Raw genomic sequence first — 18,821 nt, forward strand, 5'->3', positions numbered from 1 at the left:
GAAAGTCCTAACAAACCGACAGCAGGGTATACTACCTCAGCGTGTGACGAAGTGTGGCCGAATTCACTGTTGTGTCAACAAGAGCCGAAGCGGCCGTGGCCTGCCGGTCAGGACTCGGCGGCGCGTTTGACGTCGCTCTGGACGAGGGTCAGCTTGCCGAGCGGCACGCCCGCCTTCAGCAGTCCCTCGCGGTAATGGGCGAGGTCCTCGGGCCGCTTCCAGTGGAAATTGCGCAAATGGCGGTCGACGTTCAGGGTCGGGTAGTTGCCCATGAGCACGTGGGTGGCCTCGACGGCCTCGTCGGTCCGCTCCAATTGCGCCAGCGCCGCGGCACGGATCGCCAGCGCCTGCATGTGGTTCGGGTTGATGTAGAGCTGCTCGCGGGCCCACGACAGGGTCGCGTCATACTGCCCCAGCAGATAATGGCTGAACGCGTTCAGCGCGGCCCATTGGTAGCGCGGGTCGCTGTTGTCGCGCTGCGCGGCCATCGAAAACAGCTCGATCGCCTCGCGGTGCTCGCCGATGACGAAATGGCAGATGCCGAGCACGCCGCGCGCGCCCATGTCGTAGGGGTTGAGCGCGACCGCGCGCTTGGCGGCGTCCATCGCGGCCTCGTAATGCCCCTCCATCGCATGGGCCCAGGACAGGATCGAGAACGCAAAGGAGGAGCGCGGGTCGAGCCGGACGCTGGTTTCGGCGAGGTTCATCGCCTCGGCCCACATCTCCCGCGTGCCCTTGATCCAGCCGAACTGGATGCTCTGGATCTGGATCGTGGCAAGATAGGCGTGCGCGATCGCCAGGTTGGGATCGATCTCGATGGCCTCCCGGAACAGGTCGATGGCGGCGGCCAGGTCCTCCTTGGTCTGCCGGTAGTAATGCGACAGCCCCTTGAGGAAACGGTCCCACGCGGTCACGTCGGTCGAGAGCCGCGCCGGCGCCGAGGCCTCCGCGCGGACGATCTCGGTGGCGATGGCGGCGGACAGGTTGGTGGTGATCTCGTCCTGCATCGCGAAGAAGTCGCCGATGTCGCGGTCGTAGCGCCCGGTCCAGAGCTGCTCGCCGGTCTCCGGCGCGATCAGCTCGGCGGTGACGCGGATCTTGGCCCCGGCGCGCCGCACCGAGCCCTGGATCAGATAGGTGGCGTCGATCTCGCGTGCGATCAGCCGGGTGCTCGTGTTCTTGCCCTTGAAGGCGAAGGTCGAGTTGCGGCTCAGCACGCGATAGAAGGATTGCAGCGACAGCGCGTGGATCAGATCCTCGGTGAGGCCGTCAGAGAAGTATTCGTCCTGGGCGTCGCTGAGATTGGCGAAGGGCAGCACGCCGACGATGGCGGTGCGGTACTGCTGCGAGAGGGTGGACGCTTCCCTCAGCTCGGGAGCGAGCGCCGGCGCGCCCTCGGGCTTCCAGGTCCAGACCCCGACCGCATCCTTGATGTTCTTGAAGCGATGGTTGCCGACATCGACCAGCGGCACGGTGAGATGCTTGCTCGCCTCCCTGTAGGCCTTGGCCGAGATGGCGAAGCCGCCGGGGCTCGCCACCGATTCCAGGCGGACGGCAATGTTGACATCGTCACCGAACACCTCGTCCTCGTCGGCGATGACGTCGCCCATGTGGATGCCGAGCCGGAATTGCATGGCGCGGTCGGCCGGCAGGTGGTGGTTGCGCTCCGCCATCAGCGTCTGCATCGCGATCGCGGCCTCGGTGGCGCCGACGATCGAGGGGAATTCCAGCAGGAAGCCGTCGCCGGTGTTCTTCACGACGCGGCCGCCGTGATTGAGGATGATGGGGTGAATCGCGCTGCGATGGGCCTTGAAGGCGGCATGGGTGCCGGCCTCGTCGCTGCCCATCATGCGCGAATAGCCGGCGACATCGGCGCAGACAATGGCGGCCAGACGTCTTTCCATAGCCCCGGAGCTCCAACGGACCGAGGACCGGCCACGGCGTGGCAGTCGCCTCGAATCCCGCATTTCAAGAACCCAGCCTTTATAGAACAGATGAGGCCGCGGGAAAGTATGATCCGCATTGCAAATTCAAGGTAAATCCTACGCAGTCCCGGCGGTGGACGACGGCCACCGAACCGACTAAGCCCGATCTCTTGAGACGGACGGGGCGGCGGGGCACCTCACATGCTGGGCATTCACGAAATCTGGCTCTTCATCCTGTCAGGCGTGCTGCTCAATATCACGCCGGGACCTGATACCGTCTACGTCATCGGCCGCAGCATGCAGATGGGCTGGCGGGGCGGGGCCGCCGCCGCCTTCGGCATCAGTTGCGGCTGTTTTTTCCACGTCGCGGGCGCGGCGATTGGCCTTTCGGCCCTGCTGATGGCCTCATCCACCGCCTTCTCGATCCTGAAGCTGGTCGGCGCGGCCTATCTGGTCGTCACTGGACTTCAGATGCTGTGGTCGCGGCCGAGGCTGGCATCGGCGATCGACGAGCCGGCGCGGAGCTCGCTGCGGCGGGTGTTCCTCCAGGGCGTCTTCACCAACGCGCTCAATCCCAAGGTCGCGCTGTTCTTCCTGGCCTTCCTGCCGCAATTCGTCGCAGCCGATTCACCGCACAAGCCGCTCGCCTTCCTGACGCTCGGGCTGATTTTCATCTGCACGGGAACGCTGTGGTGCCTGGTGCTGGCGGCGTTCGCGGCCAAGGCCGCGCACCGCCTGCGGACCTCCGAGGGCGCTATCGCCTGGGTCAACCGCGCGCTCGGCGGCCTCTTCGTCTATCTCGGCATCCGCGTCGCCATGCTGGAGACGCGGTAACTCGTTCGAACGAATGACATGAGGCTGCGTAGGGTGGGTTAGCCCCGGGCTGCGCGAAGCGCAGTCCCTTGGCGTAACCCACCACTTCTGTCACCGCGGAAATCAAAAGAGGTGGGTTACGCCTCGCGGCTTGCGCTTTGCGCAATCTGCGAGGCTAACCCACCCTACGATCTGCCTCAGGCGAATTCCTTCAGGAGCGCGCTGCCGGCGAGATACAGGCCGAGCAAAATCATCGCGATCAGGAACCAGCGGCGGAACGCTTCCGCCGGCATCCGCGCCCGCACGGACTGGCCGATGAACATGCCGGCGAAGGCCATGGCCATGCCCACGGCGCCGGGCACGGCATTGGCCGGCGTCAGCAATCCGCCGGCGGTGAGGTTGAAGGCGAGCGCCAGCGTCGCGGTCGTGAAGAACACGCCCAGCGCCTGCACCAACTCGTCCTTCTCCATGCCGATCGCCTGCATGAACGGCATCGAGGGGATCACCTGCACGCCGGTCGAGGCGGAGATCACGCCGGTGACCACGCCGACCACGCCGCCGACCCATTTCTCGTTCTCAGGCGCGACGCGGAACTGGAATTTGTTCAGGCCGATCACCGCGTAGATCACGAGCAGGGCGCCGAGCACGATCGTGCCATAGCGCGCATGCGGGCCGGTCAGCGCGCCGGCATTGAGCCAGCAGCCGATCACGGTGCCGATCATCAGCGGCCACAGCCGCCTGAGGATGTCGCGCAGATGGGGGCCGACGAAAGTCTGCCAGATATTGGTGACGATGGCGGGCACGATCACGATGGCGATCGCGCGGCTCGGGGCCATGCTCACCGCGAGCAGGCCCATGGAGACGGTCGGCAGGCCGAGTCCGACCACGCCCTTGACGAATCCGGCGATCAGGAAGACGGCGGCGATGACAATGAGGAGAGGGTCGATCATGACCTCCACATTGACCGAAGCCGCGCCCGGGCACAATCTGGAGGTTACGGAGACAGCCTTCGTCATGGACGAAGGCTATGTTGGAGGAATCCGGATGCGTTTCGATCTCGTCGATCTCCAGCTGTTCATCGCTGTCGCCGACCAGCGCAGCATCACGCGTGGCGCCGAGCGGTCGCATCTGGCGCTGGCCTCGGCCAGCGCGCGCATCAAGGGGCTCGAGGACGCGCTCGGCGTCGCGCTGCTCAAGCGCGGGCGCCGCGGCGTCGAGTTGACCGCGGCGGGCGAGAGCCTGCTCGATCACGCGCGGCTCGTTATCCACCAGATCGACGCCATGCGCGGCGATCTCGCAGGCTTTGCCAGTGGCGTGCGCGCCAGCGTGCATTTCCTCGCCAACACCTCCGGCCTGTCGGAGCATCTGCCGAAGGCGCTGGCCGGCTTCCTGCGCGAGCATCGCGACGTCGCCATCGACATCGAGGAGCGCGAGAGCACCGACATCGCGGCCGCGATCACCGCGGGCGCGGCCGATCTCGGCTTCGCCGCCGAGCACGCGCTGCCCGACCATATCGAGCGCTTCGTCTTCAGCGAGGACCGCCTGACACTGGTGACGTCCAGGCGCGGCCCGTTCGCCGGCCGCCGTCAGATCGATTTCCAGGAGGCGGGCGCGTGCGAGTTCGTCGGGTTGACCAGCGCCACCGCGCTCCAGGTTCATATTTCGAAGCACGCCGCCCGGCTCGGCATGCGGCCGCATTACCGCGCGCGCCTGCGCGATTTCGACGCGATCTGCCAGATGGTCGCCGCCGATGTCGGCGTCGCCCTGGTGCCCGAAGCCGCCGCCCGCCGCTGCGCCAGGCTGATGCCGCTCGCCATGGTCCGCCTGCGCGATGCTTTCGCCAACCGTAAACTCGTGATCTGCGCGCGAAGCTTCAAGACGCTGCCGCGCCCGGCCAAGATGCTGGTGGAGCATTTGCGGGCCGAGGCGGTGTGAGGGCGGCGCTGATGTGAGCCTCCGGCGTAGCCGCGCACTCGACTGCGCTCCCTCCCCCCTTGCGGGGGAGGGTGGGGGAGAGGGGTACCCAGGAAAAGGTGTGTCCGCCGCGAAGAAGAGAGATCGATGGAATCCCCGTGTGAACCCCTCTCCCTAGCCCTCCCCCGCAAGGGGGGAGGGAACGCACCTACCTCGTGGCGGCGTCACGACTCGAGCCGTTGATCACTTCGCCGTCTCCACCCCGGCGTCCTTGATCACCTTCGTCCACTTCTTGGTCTCGTCCGCGATGAATTGGCGAAAATGCTCCGGCTCGTCGCCGATCAGCGTCGCGCCTTGGGCGGCGAGCTTTTCCTTCACGGCCGGATCCGCCATCGCCTTCGTCGCCAGGCCATGCAGCGCGGTGACGATCTCCTTCGGCGTGCCCTTGGGCGCGACCATGCCGTACCAGTTCTCGATGCGCAGATCAGGAAAGCCCGCTTCCGCCGTGGTCGGCACCTCAGGCGCCGTCGGTGCGCGCTCGGCCGAGCCGACCGCGATCGGCCGCAAGTCGCCGGCCTTGACCTGCGGCAGCAGCACGGGGAGATCGAGGAACGTCATCTGCACCTGCTGGCCGAGCAGGTCGTTCACCGCGGGCGCGGCGCCGCGATAGGGCACATGCACGATGTCGATCTTGGCGGTCAGCTTGAACAATTCGCCGGCGAGATGCGGCAGGCTGCCGGGGCCGGAGGAGGCGAAGTTGAGCTTTCCCGGCTGCGCCTTCGCGAGCGCGATCAGCTCGCCGATGTCCTTGGCCGGCACGTTGGTTGCGACGACCAGCATTTCCGGCACGGTCGCAACCAGCGTCACAGGCGTGAGGTCGGACAATGTGTCGTAGGCAACCCGCTCCATGCTCGGGCTGATCGCGAGCGCGCCGGCTGAGGAGATCGCGATGGTGTAGCCGTCGGGCGCGGCCTTCGCGACCGCGTCGGTGCCGAGCACGCCGCCCTGGCCGCCGCGATTGTCGATCAGCACCGGCTGCCCTGATAGCTCCGACATGCGCTGGCCGATCACGCGCGCGATGATGTCGTTGGGGCCACCGGCCGGGAACGGCACGATCAACTTGATCGGCTTGGCCGGAAAATTCTGGGCGGAGGCGAGGGCGGGAAACAGAAGCAGGCTTGCGAGGAAGAGCTTACGCCAGTTGTTCATACAAGCCCCCTGAAGCATGATCCGGAAAAGTGTGCAGCGGTTTTCCGAGTGGATCATGCGCAAACGACGGGTCGTTTATCCGTTGAGCAGTTTCATTGCTTCTTCGTGAACCCTGGCGTCGCCGGCTGCGATGATGCGGCCGCCGCCCTGGGCCGGCTTGCCTTCCCAGGTGGTGACGACGCCGCCGGCGCCGGTCACGATCGGGATCAGGGCCGCGATGTCGTAGGGCTTCAGCTCGGTCTCGACCACGAGATCGACGTGGCCGGCCGCCAGCATGCAATAGGAGTAGCAGTCGCCGCCATAGCGCGACAGCCGCGCGCCCTTCTCGATGCGGCCGAAAATGGCGCGGTCGCGCTCGTTCATGAGCAGCGGGCTGGTGGTGTAGGTCGTCGCCTCCGACAGCGACGCGCAGCGGCGGACCTGGAGCCGGCGCTCGCCGGAGGGGCCTTTATAGTTGGCCGAGCCGTTGTCGCCGGAAAAACGTTCGCCGATGAAGGGTTGGTGCATCATGCCGAATACCGGCGCGCCCTTGTGCAGCAGCGCGATCAGCGTGCCCCAGATCGGGAACCCGCCGATGAAGGACTTGGTGCCGTCGATCGGATCGAGCACCCAGACATAGTCGGCGTCCTCGCGCTCATTGCCGAATTCCTCGCCGACGATGCCGTGCTGGGGGAAGTTGGCCTTGATCAGCCGCCGCATCACCGCCTCCGCGGCGCGGTCGGCCTCGGTGACGGGATCGAAATCCTTGGTCTTGCTCTTGTCGTCGATCGACAGCGAGGTGCGGAAGAACGGCAGGATGGTTTCGCCGGAGGCGGTGGCGAGCCGTCCGATGAAGGCTGAGAAGTCGATCACCGTCACGGCGCATCCTCAAAACGAAAGTCGGGTGAAGCTCGCATCTGCCTATCTCAATTCGCCTCTCGCGTGCAGCGCTGTCTTGATTTGCACCCTGGTATTTTGGATGCGGAGACCGGCTGCCTCATCCGAGCCATCTGCTGGCCAAATATCGATCATTGAGTTGAAAACTTAGTTCCGAACATGCCTTGTTCGTATGCAAATGACAATCAACCCATTGAATTTCCTTATCAAAGAAACTGAATCTGGGTTTCTCTGGAAGCAACAGAGCCATGTGTGTTTTGCATGGGAAACCGCTCAAAAGCCCTTGCACTTTGTGCGGCGCGGCCGCATATTGTTGCGGTGCGGTAGCGCTCTGCGTTACCGCTGCCCTCCTTGGGCGTTTCCTCCCTAGACTTGGGCCGCTTGCGTCATTCGCGAGCGGCCCTTTTTTCTTGGGCCGTCTGTTTCGTTTCGACTGCGCGAAAACGCGAAGTGAAGATCCGGCGTCCGATATGCGCGCAGCTGTGTTCTGTGATTCGCGACGTCGTCGCGCGATGGCGGTTTGCGCCTATTCCGCCGCGGCCTGGAACGGGCCGAGATCGCCGAACGGAATCGTGTTCGCCAGCACGTCGGCGAGGACGCCGAAGTCGGTTGCCACCTGCGCAAAGCGCGGACTGCGCTCGCGCCGTCGCTCGTCCATGTAGATCGCGCGGTTGAGTTCGAGCTGCACCGCGTGAAGCCCGCTCGCCGGGTTGCCGTAATGCTCGGTGATGAAGCCGCCGGCATAGGGCTTGTTGCGGCCGATCGAATAGCCGAGCCCGCCCATGGTCTCCTCGACCCGGTCGGGCAAAAGCGGCGTGCAGCTCGTACCGTAGCGGTCGCCGATCACGATGTCGGGCCGGCGCGGCTCGTCCCTGCTGACGCCGACCGAGGGCATCGAGTGGCAGTCGACCAGCACCACGGTGCCGAACATCTGGTGCACCTTGTTGATCAGCCGGCGCAGCGCGCGGTGGTAGGGCTTGTAGAGCGTCTCGATCCGCGCCAGCGCATCGTCGACCAGGATACGGTCGCGATAGATCTCCTGGCCGTCGCCGACCACGCGCGGAATGGTGCCGAGGCCGCCGGCGACCCGCATCGAGCGGGTATTGGCAAAGCTCGGCAGCCGCCCGGTGAACATGCGGGGGTCGAGCTCGTAGGGCTCGCGGTTAACGTCGACATAGGAGCGGGGAAAGTTGACCCGCACGGTCGGAAAGCCGCGGGCGCTGAGATGGCCGATCAGCTCGTCCATGAAGGAATCTTCCGACCGCCGCAGCGTCGGCAGGTCGATCCTGGAGGCGCTGAGGAATTCGTCCGGATAGGTCGAGCCGGAATGGGGCGAGTTGAAGATGACCGGCGCGCGCCATTCGGCGGGCTCGACGATCTCGAAGGCTGGCGACATCTCGCCGTCAAACCGGGTCATCTTCTCAGGCTTCGTCCCTAATTCCCAGGCTTCGTCCCTTCACGCCACAAGATCCGGCCCCGCAGGATCCTGCAAGGTCCGGCAAAGGCTTGAACGGATTGATTCGGCCGGTCGAGCGGCTCTTATGTGTCGTCATTGTCTGGAATCGCAACCATTCTGCCAAGCGAAAAGATGTGATTGGCGCTGGAACATGTCTTAACCGTGCGGGCAGCAGGCGGGGATCGACTGGTCGGCTTCGATTGATTCGAGCCGCATTCGGGTTCACAAGGAGCCGGCAGCGCGAGCCGTCCAGGGTAAAGATTTTCACCCCAAATTTACCCTCTGTCGGGCTTAGTGACCTCTGCTGATATCCTCTGGGGATTCGACGTTTCCTGCCATGCCAAAGATCCTGCTCGCCGAAGACGACAACGACATGCGCCGTTTCCTGGTCAAGGCGCTGGAAAACGCCGGTTTTCAGGTCTCGTCCCATGACAACGGCATGGCCGCCTATCAGCGGCTCCGCGAAGAGCCGTTCGAGATGCTGCTGACCGACATCGTGATGCCGGAAATGGACGGGATCGAGCTCGCCCGCCGGGCCTCGGAACTCGACCCCGACATCAAGATCATGTTCATCACCGGCTTCGCCGCGGTCGCCCTGAACTCGGATTCGGACGCCCCCAAGAACGCCAAGGTGCTGTCCAAGCCCGTGCATCTGCGCGAATTGGTCAGCGAAGTGAACAAGATGCTGGCGGCCTAAATCGGCCCCGTTCCGTCCTTGCGCCGGGTCCCCTGAGCCGTTATAGGGACCCCACCGATGAAATGACCTCTAGGGCACGTAGCTCAGCGGGAGAGCACTACCTTGACATGGTAGGGGTCACAGGTTCGATCCCTGTCGTGCCCACCATCCTCTTCAATGACTTAGGCGCCCCGCGCCCGAGGCCTGAAGGGGTGGTTTCCACGAAATTTCCACGAAGGCCCGTTTCGGCGTGGGCTGCCCTGTCCAGATGGGGCTGGCGACCCGAATGCGGGTACTCGGTTTCCAGACTGTCGGAGATGGATGCCGAAGCATAGCCTCGCTTCCCCCACGTTACTCCGAAGGTAACGCAGAAGGCCGCGTGCTCTTTCTCGATTATTGCTTCGGCCGTAGCCATCACTTCTCTATCCCGCATCGGGCGCGCTGGATCGTATCGATCTGGAAACAGCGCGCCGAAACAGTGTCACGCGAAGCGCCCCTCTCGTCAACAGCGTCTTTTTTTGGTCAAGCCAGTGCAATGGCGTATGCTTATGGGCCTCCCTCGATTCGGCCCTTCAGCGCATGTCTCCATCTCCCGGAAGAATAGCCAGCGAGTGGCTCGCTTACATTCGGCCTCACGTCCGCCCCTACGAGGCGCTCGGCCGAGGCGATCGGCGCGACTACATCGCCAAGCTATCGAAGCGGGTGAAGCTGAGCGATAACACACTTCGACGTTTTATCTGGGCTGCCCAATATCTGGATGCCGAGGGCATCACCGAGCTGCCGTCTGGAGTGCGGATGCCCGTGGCTGCCGTTGAGCGCGTCGCTCGCATTGCAGCCCGCCAACCCGAGAAACGACAGCAATTGCTCAAGGACGTTGCCGAGGGCAAGCTCACCATCGTTGAACTCAGGGAGCTTCTCAAGAAGAGCACCAGGGCTGCTGCCAAGCGCCGGCGCATTTCAAATCCAGAAGAGCCGTCGGAGAAGCGGGCGTTGGCGGTGCTTGAGGCGCGAGGGGTTCTCAAGCGGTCCGATGCGGTGCTTGCCACTTTTCAGGATATAGACCACTGGTCGTACTTCGACTCGCACACCAAGCCCGCTCTGGTTATTCTTCTTTCACGGGACCGGCGCATCATCGTTATGGATGACAGATCGATAGGTGGTACGGCTGCCTCATTCATGAGGCAGCGGAGAGAATTCTTGCGCAACATCCTCGCCGGTGTGGGGCTTTATGATTTGGTTCTCGTCTTCGCTTCGATCTGGTACGAGGACGTCGGGAAATTGGTGTGCGCAATGCGACCCGAGATGCGGCAGCGCATTATTCTGTTAGGGCCGGAGGAGTAGCTGCATGGAAAATCAATCTGCGCGAAAGAGCTAGCCGGTGTCCAGAACGCGGGAATCATAATCCTGGGGTCGGGGGTTCGAGTCCCTCTCCCGCTACCAACAAAACCAATGGCTTATCAAGTATCTTCGAAGCCTCAAGCAGTTACTCGCGCCGCCGAGGTACACAGCTGGGTACACAGGCAAGAAGTCGCCGGGCAAGGTAAGAAAGCAAGACCCTTCGGAAGTAGCTGTTCCTGACTGTGGAACAGGAGGTCGGTGGTTCGAGCCCACCCAACTGTACCAGCCAAATCAATAACTTAGCTGGACAGTCACCATGCAGCTCACCCATAAAAGTAACGCATGAGGTAACGAAATGGGTGGCTGACTTTGTCGCCAGCCAACCTTCAATGGTGTGCAGCGTGGGTTCGAATCCCACTCTCTCCGCCATTTACAGGATTTTGTACGCCAAGCTACGATCTTCTACGATCGTAAACAGCGCGGTTGAGTGCCTGAGGCCATGTCAGCGATCTCCTGGATCGTCCCGCGCGACATGGGTGAGTGAACCCCTCATTGCCTACCTCGAAAGATGACGCTTGCGTTGACGCTCCCGAAGCCAAATCCGATTGGAAATCGCATGCTCCATCGGCATGCGCCTTGCCTCGTGGGCTACGATGTCGACGCCTTGGGCCGCCGTGTCGGCATTGTCGAGATTGAGAGTGGGCGGTGCCACCTGGTCGCGTAGCGCGAGGATCGTGAAGATTGCTTCGGCTCCGCCGGCTGCGCCGAGCAGATGACCAGTGGCCGATTTGGTGGCGCTCACGGCAATTTTTCCGTCGCGGCCGAACACGGCTTTGATTGCTTCCAGTTCGGAGACGTCGCCGACCGGAGTCGAGGTGGAATGGGCGTTGAGATGCTGGATGTCGCCAGGCTTGAGGTTGGCCTGCCGCAACGCGCCTTCCATGGCACGGCGCGCGCCGTCGCCGTCCTCGGGTCCCGACGTGATGTGGTAGGCATCAGCTGTCGTGCCATAGCCGACGATTTCTGCGAGCGGTTTGGCGCCGCGGCGGATGGCATGTTCCAGCTCTTCAATGACGAGGATACCGGCACCTTCGCCCATGACGAAGCCATCGCGGTCGCGATCGAAGGGACGCGAAGCACGCGCCGGCGTTTCGTTGAAGCCGGTCGAAAGGGCCCGGGCGGCGGCGAAGCCGCCGAGGCTCACCAGATCGATGCAGGCTTCCGAGCCGCCGCAAATTGCAACGTCAGCTTCTCCGGCCCGGATGAGGCGTGCGGCATCGCCGATGGCTTGCACGCTTGCTGCGCAGGCGGTGACCGGTGTACCGATCGGCCCCTTGAAGCCGTAGCAGATCGAGATGTGGCCGGCCGCGAGATTCGCGAGGAAGGACGGCACGGTGAAGGGCGAGAGGCGCCTCACGCCGCGATGATCGGTGGTGCGAACCGCCTCGACGATTGCTGGAAAGCCTCCGATGCCCGATGCGATCACAGTTGCCGTGCGCATCATTGAATGCGCGTCTGAAGGGATCCAGACTGCCTGTGCTATGGCCTCAGATGCGGCGGCGAGGGCGAACAGGATGAAGCGATCCATTTTCCGCTGATCCTTGGGAGGAACGACCAGATCCGGATCGAAGCCGCCATCTGCGTCGTTGCACTTCTCCGGAACGATTCCGGCGACTCGTGCGGGAAGGACAGAAGCCCATTCCGGAAGCGCGGCAAGTCCAGAGCGGGCCGAAAGCAGTCGCGACCACGCCAACTCACTGCGGCAGCCCAGCGGTGATACGAGTCCCAGTCCCGTAACGACGATACGACGCATGATCGGATGACCTTCGAGGTCGGCTTGGCCGACAGTCGGAAAATTAGTGTCTCTCGTCGTCGGGGTTCACGAATGCATTTGATGAACACGATCGTCCGACCCAACGAGCGCTGCTCGGGACGGGTTCTGAAGACCTTCGACTTCGCGCTCGAGCTTTGCGACGCGATCTTCCAGCCTGAACATGTAGTCGCCGCGCGGATCGTCCATGCTGAGGGCGTTGGCCCATTCACTTATGCTCTGCCAAAAGCGCTTGAACATCGTTGCGCACTCCTGTGTTCGATCGTTGCGCTGATTCTGTCGCCAATATCACGCGGGCCAGCTCCGACGGATTCTCGACGGCTGAGAAGTGCCCGGCATTTTTCAGTGTCACCATCTGCGCGGCAGCGATCAGCGACCGCGTGCGTTCGCGCTCGCTTGGCCGAGACCAATCGCTGTCGCCATAGATGAGCGTCACAGGCGCCGAGATCTGCCGATAGTAATCGCGCGCCTTGCTCCAGGATCGCCAGCCTGCCAGCACCTTGCGCGCGATCCGCTTGTATCCCGGGCGGTGGGCGACTTCATCGAATTCGGTGAGCAAATCGGCCGGCAGTTTGCGGGGGTCGTGATATCCTCCGCCCATGATCTTGCCGAGGATCATCTTGTTCTCGAGCGACGCATTCACCGCGCCGAGCAGCGGGATCTGCAAACTTCCGATGATGAAATTCGCGAGCCAGTTGCCCCGCCGAATTCCGTCCCCGTAGCGGGCCTCGTAATCGTAGGGGTTGATCGCATAGACCCGCTTCACACGCTGCGGGAGCGAGGCTGCCACCGTAAGGGCCAATGCCCCGCCGATCGACTCGCCAACAAGCGTCACCTCCGAGAGATTGAGCTCCTCGATGAAGCGAATGACGGCCTGCCTGAAGTAGGGTTCGTCGAAGTTCGCGCTTGGATCTATTGGTGAGTGTCCGTGTCCGGGGAGGTCAAGGGCATACACCGTGTGCGATGCCGCCAGGAGGGGCGCAAGGCTCCGGAAATACTCGAGCTGCGTGCGGATTGTATGCAAGAGGAGCAACGCAGGCCCGGCGCCGCTCTTTTGAAACCGTACGCTTAGCTTGTCCGATATTTTCAGCAAACTTGGTTCGAGGTCGGTCACGCTGTATCCTCGGTGCTTTGAGGCGGTGATTTTCAAGCGGCAGTAGCTTCGCGAACGTGTTCGACGGCCGCATTCTGAAAGGCCTGAGCGAGATCCGGGTCGTTGACGGCGCGCGATAGCGTCATGGCGCCGACCATCGTCGACAGAACGACCATGGCCTTCCTGTTGGAATCCTCGCCGTCGGTCTTGGGAAGCAAGGGGCCAAGGACTTCGAGATACGCCTTGATCCCGTCTTCGAACGCCGCTTTCACGCCGGCCCCCTGCCTGGCGGCGTCCGAGCCGAGCGCCACGACCGGGCAGCCGTCCAGGTTTTCTTCGCGATGGCCGGCGCTCAGGTAGAACGCGATCACCGCGCCAAGCGGATCATCAGGATTCTCCGCGATCGCGGCCGACCAGCGTTCTGAGGCGCTCTCCAATGCGCGTCTGGACGCCTGTGCCGCCAAGTCCTCCTTGGACTCGAACTGCTTGTAGAAGGCGCCTTGGGTTAGCCCGGCCCCCTCCATCAGATCCTTGAGTCCGATGCCATCAAAGCCGCGCTCCCTGAAGAGGCGGCTGGCCACGTTGATCACGGTCTGGCGGTTCTCAGCAGCCTGAATGCGACTCACGCGCATAGCGGACCTCCATTTGGATTTCGTTCGAACTCTATATTTTAAATGGCGGTCGAATGCAATCTATCAAGTGGCGTGCCCGGAATTCGCACCGGCGGAGGGCCAAAATCACTGATTTCTGGCGATCACATTCCCGTTAGGGGGCCAATTTAGATTGCGATCGAACTCTAAGGTGATTATAGAGTTTGAACGAAATCTAAGTGACATGGAGAGGGCGATGAAAAAGAGCAGACTTGTGGCCTTGGCAGGTATCCTGATCGCGGCGTCCGGGGCGGTCGTACTCGCAACTTTTGCCATTCCCGCTCACCAAGCCTCCGCGGCCCGCGACCCGAGGCAGGAACCTCCGATCGTCAACTTGGCGACGGCAGCACCGGTGGGCGGATCCCAACGCGGTTTCACGGGGACCATCGGGGCGCGAGTCCAGAGCAATCTCGGCTTTCGCGTCGCCGGTAAGATCGTGGAACGGCTTGTGAATGTCGGTCAGCAGGTCAAAGCCGGTCAGCCGCTGCTGCGGATCGACGAGACTGACCTTCGTCTAGCGCTCGCTGCGAAGCGCAACGCCGTTGCCGCAGCGCGTGCATCTCTGGTTCAGGCCGACGCGGATGAGCAGCGATACGCCAAGTTGGTGAGCGACGGATGGGCTTCCCGACAGCGCTACGAGCAGGCGAAGGCGGCTTCGGACACGGCGAAGGCGCAAGTCGCCTCTGCCGAAGCCGACGCATTGGTCGCCGAGAACCAGGCCACCTATTCCGTCCTGCTCGCGGACGCGGACGGAACGGTCGTCGAAACGCTCGGCGAGCCGGGACAGGTTGTCTCTGCCGGACAGACGGTTGTTCGCCTTGCTCAGGCGGGGCCCCGCGAAGCAGTCGTCGCGCTTCCCGAAACGGTCCGCCCGGCGATCGGCTCCGCGGCCGAGGCCAGTGTGTATGGGGCGGCCGATGGGCGGCGCTATACGGCGCATCTGCGGCAATTGTCAGATTCTGCCGATGTTCAGACCCGTACCTATGAGGCCCGCTATGTGCTCGACGGTGAGGCCGCGGCAGCGCCACTCGGCGCGACGGTAACCATCCGGCTGGCCAGCCAGGCGAGTCAGCCGGAAGTCCAGGTGCCGCTGGGAGCCGTGCTCGATGACGGCCGGAAGACCGGTGTGTGGGTGCTCGATAGCGCCACCTCAACCGTGCGCTTTCGACCAGTCAAACTTGTTCGGTTGAGCGACGAAACCGCGGTGATCTCGGGATTGAGCTCTGGTGATTCGATTGTTTCCCTCGGCGCTCACCTCCTGCACGAGGGCGCTCGCGTCAGGACTTCCTCTGAAACCAGGAGCAACTAATGAGCTTCAATCTTTCCGCGATCACCCTTGGAGAAGTCCAATGCTCTTCAGTTACATCGTCAAGAAAGAAATCCGAAAGACCTTCGACCACGTCAACAACCATCGTTGGGATGAAGCGGTGAGAGCACTCGCGCCGCATGTCCATCACCGCGTTTCCGGCGCCCACGCACTTGGTGGTGAGCGTTACGACAAAGAAGATCTGCGCCGCTGGTTTGAGCGTCTCGGCCGCGTCTTGCCTACTCTCAATCTCACGGTCAACAACATCTGGGTGAAGGGCTGGCCGTGGCACACCACCGTGTTTGCCCAGTGGGACGCCACCGCAACGCTGCTCAACGGCGAGGCGTCGTACGTCAATCGTGGCCTCCACGTATTCACCCTGCGGTGGGGTAGAGTCTGTGAACTTGAGGAATTTCAAGATTCCCAGGAAGCGGCCCGTGGACTTGCCGTCCAAGCGGTCGCTGGCCTCAAAGAAGCTGTCGCCGAACCAATTGTAAGCTCGCAGAAGCGCAGTCAGAGGCCCCGCGCTTTTTAGGTGCGCGCGATTCACTCGGCGCCCACCTGCCGCAGGACGGCGCGAGTGTCAGTACGAGCGTCGCGGAAATAGGAGTGGCCAAATGTCGAATTTCAACCTTTCCGCGATCGCAGTTCGCGAGCGGGCCGTAAGCCTGTTCTTCATCGTCCTGCTGGCGGCCGCAGGCGCCTACGCCTTCCTCATGCTCGGGCGGGCGGAGGACCCCTCCTTCACCATCAAGACCCTGACAGTTACGACGGTATGGCCGGGCGCGACGGCGCGCGAGATGCAGGACCAGGTCACCGAACCGTTGGAGAAGCGGCTTCAGGAGCTGACCTGGTACGACCGGGTGGAGACGACCACACGGCCAGGTTATGCGTATATGATGGTTACGCTGAAGGACAGCACACCGCCATCCAGCGTGCAGGAGGAGTTTTACCAGGCCCGCAAGAAACTCGGGGACGAAGCCCGCAAGCTGCCGCCCGGCGTGCTCGGCCCCTTCGTCAACGACGAATATTCGGACGTGAGCTTCGCCCTTTACGCCCTCAAGGCCAAGGGCATGCCGATGCGGGAACTCGCGAGGCAAGCCGAGACAATTCGCCAGGACCTGCTGCACGTGTCCGGCGTCAAGAAGATCAACATCCTCGGTGAACGTCCCGAACAGATATTCGTCGAGTTTTCCTATGCCAAACTGGCAACCCTCGGCGTGTCGGCACAGGACATTGTTGCCGCCTTGCAGCGGCAGAACACCGTCACACCGGCAGGCTCGATCGACACCAAGGGGCCGCAGGTCTTCATCCGTGTCGACGGGGGCTACGACAGCGTCCAGGCGATCGCCGACACTCCTATCGTCGCAGCGGGGCGGACGCTGAAGCTCTCCGACATCGCCGAGGTCCGCCGCGGCCACGAGGATCCTCCCACCTACCTCATCCGACACCAGGGTGAGCCCACCATCATGCTCGCAGCCGTTATGCAAGAGGGCTGGGATGGTCTCGCGCTCGGCAAGGCGCTGGAGGAGAGGTCCGCTGCTATCGCTCGGACCCTGCCACTCGGGATGACGCTGGCTAAGGTCAGCGACCAGGCCGTCAACATCACCTCGGCGGTTGACGAATTCATGATGAAGTTCGCGATGGCGCTCGGCGTGGTGCTGCTGGTGAGCCTGCTCAGCCTCGGCTGGCGCGTCGGCATCGTCGTCGCGGCTGCCGTTCCTCTGACGCTTGCCGTCGTGTTCCTCATCATGCTGGAGACCGGCCGGTTCTTCGATCGCATCACGCTTGGCGCCCTCATCCTGGCGCTTGGTCTTCTCGTGGACGACGCCATCATCGCCATCGAGGTGATGGTGGTGAAAATGGAAGAGGGCATGGACCGCATCAGCGCGGCCGCCTACGCGTGGAGCCACACTGCGGCGCCGATGTTGTCGGGCACACTCGTGACAGTCGCCGGCTTCCTGCCGGTGGGCTTCGCGCGCTCGACGGCCGGCGAATACGCCGGCAATATCTTCTGGGTCGTAGGGTTCGCCCTCATCGTTTCCTGGATCGTCGCGGTGGTCTTCACGCCGTATCTTGGCGTCAAGATGCTGCCTGCGATCGAGCCGGTCGAAGGCGGTCACCACGCGATCTACGACACTCCCAACTATCGGCGCCTGCGAGGGCTGATCACCTTCGCGGTGCGCCACAAGTTCGTGACCTGCGCCATCGTCGCCGTCGCTTTCGCGCTTTCCGGCGCCGGCATGGGCGCCGTCAAGCAGCAGTTCTTCCCGACGTCCGACCGCCCCGAAGTGCTGGTCGAGGTTCGCCTGCCGGAAGGCACCAGCATCGGGACGACGACCGCCGCCGTCGAGAAGCTCGAGCGGTGGCTGCACGATCAGCCCGATGCCAAGATCGTCACGAGCTATATCGGCCAGGGCGCTCCCCGATTCTTCTTCGCGATGGCGCCGGAGCTGCCTGATCCGGCCTTCGCCAAGATCGTCGTGCTAACACCGGATGCGGAAGCGCGCGAGGCTTTGAAGCAGCGGCTCCGAGAGGCGGTCTCACAGGGGCTTGCACCTGAGGCCCGTGTGCGCGTCACTCAGCTTGTGTTCGGACCCTACACACCGTTCCCGGTCGAGTTCCGGGTTATGGGACCTGATCCAGCGCAACTCTACAGTATTTCCGAGAGGGCCCTCGACATCATGCGCGGCGTCCCCGACGTGCGGCAGGCCAATCGCGATTGGGGTGATCGCACACCCGTGCTCCGCTTCGTCCCGGATCAGGATCGACTGAACCTCATCGGCCTCTCGCCGGCGGAGGTGGCGCGGCAGCTGCAGTTCCTCCTTACGGGAATTGCCGTTACGCAGGTCCGCGAGGACATTCGCAATGTCCCCATCATGGCACGCAGCGCCGGCGGCGAGCGGCTGGATCCGACACGTCTGGCGGATTTCTCATTGATGAGCAGGGACGGCCGCCCAATTCCGCTCGACCAGGTCGGCCATTCGGAAGTCCGACTTGAAGAGCCGATTCTGAAGCGCCGCGATCGCACACCCGTCGTCACCATTCGCTCGGACATTAATGAGGCGACCCAACCTCCAGAGGTCTCCAAGGAGATCAAGACGGCCCTTCAGCCGCTGATCGCATCCCTTCCGGCCGGCTATCGTATCGAATTGGGCGGATCGATCGAGGAGGCAACCAAGGCCAATGACGCGTTGGCGACGATCTTTCCGGCCATGATCGCCGCCATGCTGATCGTCATCATGCTGCAGGTGCGATCCTTCTCAACGATGGCTATGGTCGTACTGACGGGACCTCTCGGCCTCGTCGGGGTCGTGCCGATGTTGCTCACCTTCAACCAGCCCTTCGGATTTAACGCCATTCTGGGCCTGATCGGACTCGCCGGCATCCTGATGCGCAATACTCTGATCCTGACCGAACAGATCAAGGAGAACCTTGCTGCCGGCCTTGATGACTATCACGCCGTCATCGAGGCCACCGTGCAACGCACGAGGCCCGTGATCCTGACTGCACTTGCCGCCGTGCTGGCCTTCATCCCCCTCACGCATTCCGTCTTCTGGGGGTCGATGGCCTATACGCTGATCGGCGGCACCGGGATCGGCACGGTGCTGATCCTGCTGTTCCTTCCTGCGCTTTATGCCGCGTGGTTCCGGATCAAGCCGACTGCCGATGAGATCCGTGAAGATCCGACGGAGGAACCGAAATTGCGAACTGCAGCGGCTGCCGAGTAGGCG

15 protein-coding genes, 1 tRNA gene and 1 pseudogene are annotated in these 18,821 nt (G+C 63.1%); 8 read left to right on the top strand and 9 right to left on the bottom strand.

From position 1 onward, the window contains the following. Positions 1-107: 107 nt before the first annotated feature. Entirely contained in the window at positions 108-1,904 is a 1,797-nt protein-coding gene (locus A3M7_RS0120975) for an adenylate/guanylate cyclase domain-containing protein (protein WP_027545659.1), read from the bottom strand. Between the two features lie 222 nt (positions 1,905-2,126). Between A3M7_RS0120975 and A3M7_RS0120980 the strand changes: the two genes are divergently transcribed. Continuing rightward, positions 2,127-2,759: a LysE family translocator gene (locus A3M7_RS0120980; protein ID WP_027545660.1), complete on the top strand. Its 633-nt coding sequence runs from the start codon at positions 2,127-2,129 to the stop codon at positions 2,757-2,759. 176 nt (positions 2,760-2,935) lie between these two features. Here A3M7_RS0120980 and A3M7_RS0120985 read toward each other — a convergent pair whose 3' ends face one another. Further along, entirely contained in the window at positions 2,936-3,688 is a 753-nt protein-coding gene (locus tag A3M7_RS0120985) for a sulfite exporter TauE/SafE family protein (protein WP_027545661.1), read from the bottom strand. A 94-nt stretch (positions 3,689-3,782) separates the two neighbouring features. Here A3M7_RS0120985 and A3M7_RS0120990 point away from each other — a divergent pair, with 94 nt between their 5' ends. Beyond that, the gene (locus A3M7_RS0120990) at positions 3,783-4,673 is read left to right on the top strand and encodes a LysR substrate-binding domain-containing protein (RefSeq protein WP_027545662.1); all 891 of its coding nucleotides are present in this window, start codon (positions 3,783-3,785) and stop codon (positions 4,671-4,673) included. 222 nt (positions 4,674-4,895) lie between these two features. Here A3M7_RS0120990 and A3M7_RS0120995 read toward each other — a convergent pair whose 3' ends face one another. From A3M7_RS0120995 to A3M7_RS0121005, 3 genes are all read right to left on the bottom strand, one after another. Further along, positions 4,896-5,861, bottom strand: a complete 966-nt coding sequence (locus A3M7_RS0120995; protein WP_027545663.1) for a tripartite tricarboxylate transporter substrate binding protein — start codon at positions 5,859-5,861, stop codon at positions 4,896-4,898. 75 nt (positions 5,862-5,936) lie between these two features. Continuing rightward, entirely contained in the window at positions 5,937-6,719 is a 783-nt protein-coding gene (hisN, locus tag A3M7_RS0121000; RefSeq protein WP_027545664.1) for a histidinol-phosphatase, read from the bottom strand. A gap of 544 nt (positions 6,720-7,263) precedes the next feature. Further along, positions 7,264-8,154 carry an N-formylglutamate amidohydrolase gene (locus A3M7_RS0121005; protein ID WP_027545665.1) on the bottom strand — a complete coding sequence of 297 codons (891 nt, stop codon included), beginning with the start codon at positions 8,152-8,154 and terminating at the stop codon, positions 7,264-7,266. 376 nt (positions 8,155-8,530) lie between these two features. Here A3M7_RS0121005 and cpdR point away from each other — a divergent pair, with 376 nt between their 5' ends. From cpdR to A3M7_RS0121020, 3 genes are all read left to right on the top strand, one after another. Continuing rightward, the gene (cpdR, locus tag A3M7_RS0121010; RefSeq protein WP_007597092.1) at positions 8,531-8,890 is read left to right on the top strand and encodes a cell cycle two-component system response regulator CpdR; all 360 of its coding nucleotides are present in this window, start codon (positions 8,531-8,533) and stop codon (positions 8,888-8,890) included. Between the two features lie 72 nt (positions 8,891-8,962). Next, positions 8,963-9,037: transfer RNA gene (locus A3M7_RS0121015), tRNA-Val, on the top strand. A gap of 534 nt (positions 9,038-9,571) precedes the next feature. After that, positions 9,572-10,210 (top strand): hypothetical protein, encoded by a 639-nt coding sequence (locus A3M7_RS0121020; protein ID WP_156936948.1) that lies wholly within the window; start codon positions 9,572-9,574, stop codon positions 10,208-10,210. A 546-nt stretch (positions 10,211-10,756) separates the two neighbouring features. Here A3M7_RS0121020 and fabF read toward each other — a convergent pair. The 4 genes and pseudogenes from fabF to A3M7_RS0121040 all read right to left on the bottom strand — a co-directional run bounded on the left by fabF (position 10,757) and on the right by A3M7_RS0121040 (position 13,763). Next, a pseudogene (gene fabF, locus A3M7_RS0121025) lies at positions 10,757-12,020 on the bottom strand (beta-ketoacyl-ACP synthase II). Positions 12,021-12,086: 66 nt separating this feature from the next. After that, a complete protein-coding gene (locus A3M7_RS48750; RefSeq protein ID WP_156936949.1) occupies positions 12,087-12,278 on the bottom strand; it encodes a hypothetical protein in 192 nt (63 codons plus the stop codon). Continuing rightward, positions 12,247-13,152, bottom strand: coding sequence for an alpha/beta fold hydrolase (locus A3M7_RS44710; protein WP_049823597.1), 906 nt, complete (start codon positions 13,150-13,152; stop codon positions 12,247-12,249). Before A3M7_RS44710 ends, A3M7_RS48750 begins: the two co-directional genes overlap by 32 nt. 32 nt (positions 13,153-13,184) lie before the next feature. Then, positions 13,185-13,763, bottom strand: coding sequence for a TetR/AcrR family transcriptional regulator (locus tag A3M7_RS0121040; RefSeq protein ID WP_027545667.1), 579 nt, complete (start codon positions 13,761-13,763; stop codon positions 13,185-13,187). A 214-nt stretch (positions 13,764-13,977) separates the two neighbouring features. Between A3M7_RS0121040 and A3M7_RS0121045 the strand changes: the two genes are divergently transcribed. The 3 genes from A3M7_RS0121045 (at position 13,978) to A3M7_RS0121055 (ending at position 18,818) form a co-directional block, all read left to right on the top strand. After that, positions 13,978-15,090: an efflux RND transporter periplasmic adaptor subunit gene (locus A3M7_RS0121045; protein ID WP_027545668.1), complete on the top strand. Its 1,113-nt coding sequence runs from the start codon at positions 13,978-13,980 to the stop codon at positions 15,088-15,090. Positions 15,091-15,130: 40 nt separating this feature from the next. After that, positions 15,131-15,622 (top strand): nuclear transport factor 2 family protein, encoded by a 492-nt coding sequence (locus A3M7_RS44715; RefSeq protein ID WP_049823598.1) that lies wholly within the window; start codon positions 15,131-15,133, stop codon positions 15,620-15,622. Between the two features lie 82 nt (positions 15,623-15,704). Then, positions 15,705-18,818 carry an efflux RND transporter permease subunit gene (locus tag A3M7_RS0121055; RefSeq protein ID WP_027545669.1) on the top strand — a complete coding sequence of 1,038 codons (3,114 nt, stop codon included), beginning with the start codon at positions 15,705-15,707 and terminating at the stop codon, positions 18,816-18,818. Positions 18,819-18,821: the final 3 nt, after the last annotated feature.

The sequence above is a fragment of the Bradyrhizobium sp. WSM2254 genome, from assembly GCF_000472645.1.
Lineage (GTDB): Bacteria > Pseudomonadota > Alphaproteobacteria > Rhizobiales > Xanthobacteraceae > Bradyrhizobium > Bradyrhizobium niftali.

Coding starts and splice junctions, on each gene's coding strand:
- cpdR (WP_007597092.1), top strand. CDS start 8,531: ATGCCAAAGATCCTGCTCGCCGAAGACGACAACGACATGCGCCGTTTC.
- A3M7_RS0121005 (WP_027545665.1), bottom strand. CDS start 8,154: ATGACCCGGTTTGACGGCGAGATGTCGCCAGCCTTCGAGATCGTCGAG.
- A3M7_RS44715 (WP_049823598.1), top strand. CDS start 15,131: ATGCTCTTCAGTTACATCGTCAAGAAAGAAATCCGAAAGACCTTCGAC.
- A3M7_RS0121045 (WP_027545668.1), top strand. CDS start 13,978: ATGAAAAAGAGCAGACTTGTGGCCTTGGCAGGTATCCTGATCGCGGCG.
- A3M7_RS0120975 (WP_027545659.1), bottom strand. CDS start 1,904: ATGGAAAGACGTCTGGCCGCCATTGTCTGCGCCGATGTCGCCGGCTAT.
- A3M7_RS0120985 (WP_027545661.1), bottom strand. CDS start 3,688: ATGATCGACCCTCTCCTCATTGTCATCGCCGCCGTCTTCCTGATCGCC.
- A3M7_RS0121055 (WP_027545669.1), top strand. CDS start 15,705: ATGTCGAATTTCAACCTTTCCGCGATCGCAGTTCGCGAGCGGGCCGTA.
- A3M7_RS48750 (WP_156936949.1), bottom strand. CDS start 12,278: ATGTTCAAGCGCTTTTGGCAGAGCATAAGTGAATGGGCCAACGCCCTC.
- A3M7_RS0120990 (WP_027545662.1), top strand. CDS start 3,783: ATGCGTTTCGATCTCGTCGATCTCCAGCTGTTCATCGCTGTCGCCGAC.
- A3M7_RS0121040 (WP_027545667.1), bottom strand. CDS start 13,763: ATGCGCGTGAGTCGCATTCAGGCTGCTGAGAACCGCCAGACCGTGATC.
- A3M7_RS0120980 (WP_027545660.1), top strand. CDS start 2,127: ATGCTGGGCATTCACGAAATCTGGCTCTTCATCCTGTCAGGCGTGCTG.
- A3M7_RS0120995 (WP_027545663.1), bottom strand. CDS start 5,861: ATGAACAACTGGCGTAAGCTCTTCCTCGCAAGCCTGCTTCTGTTTCCC.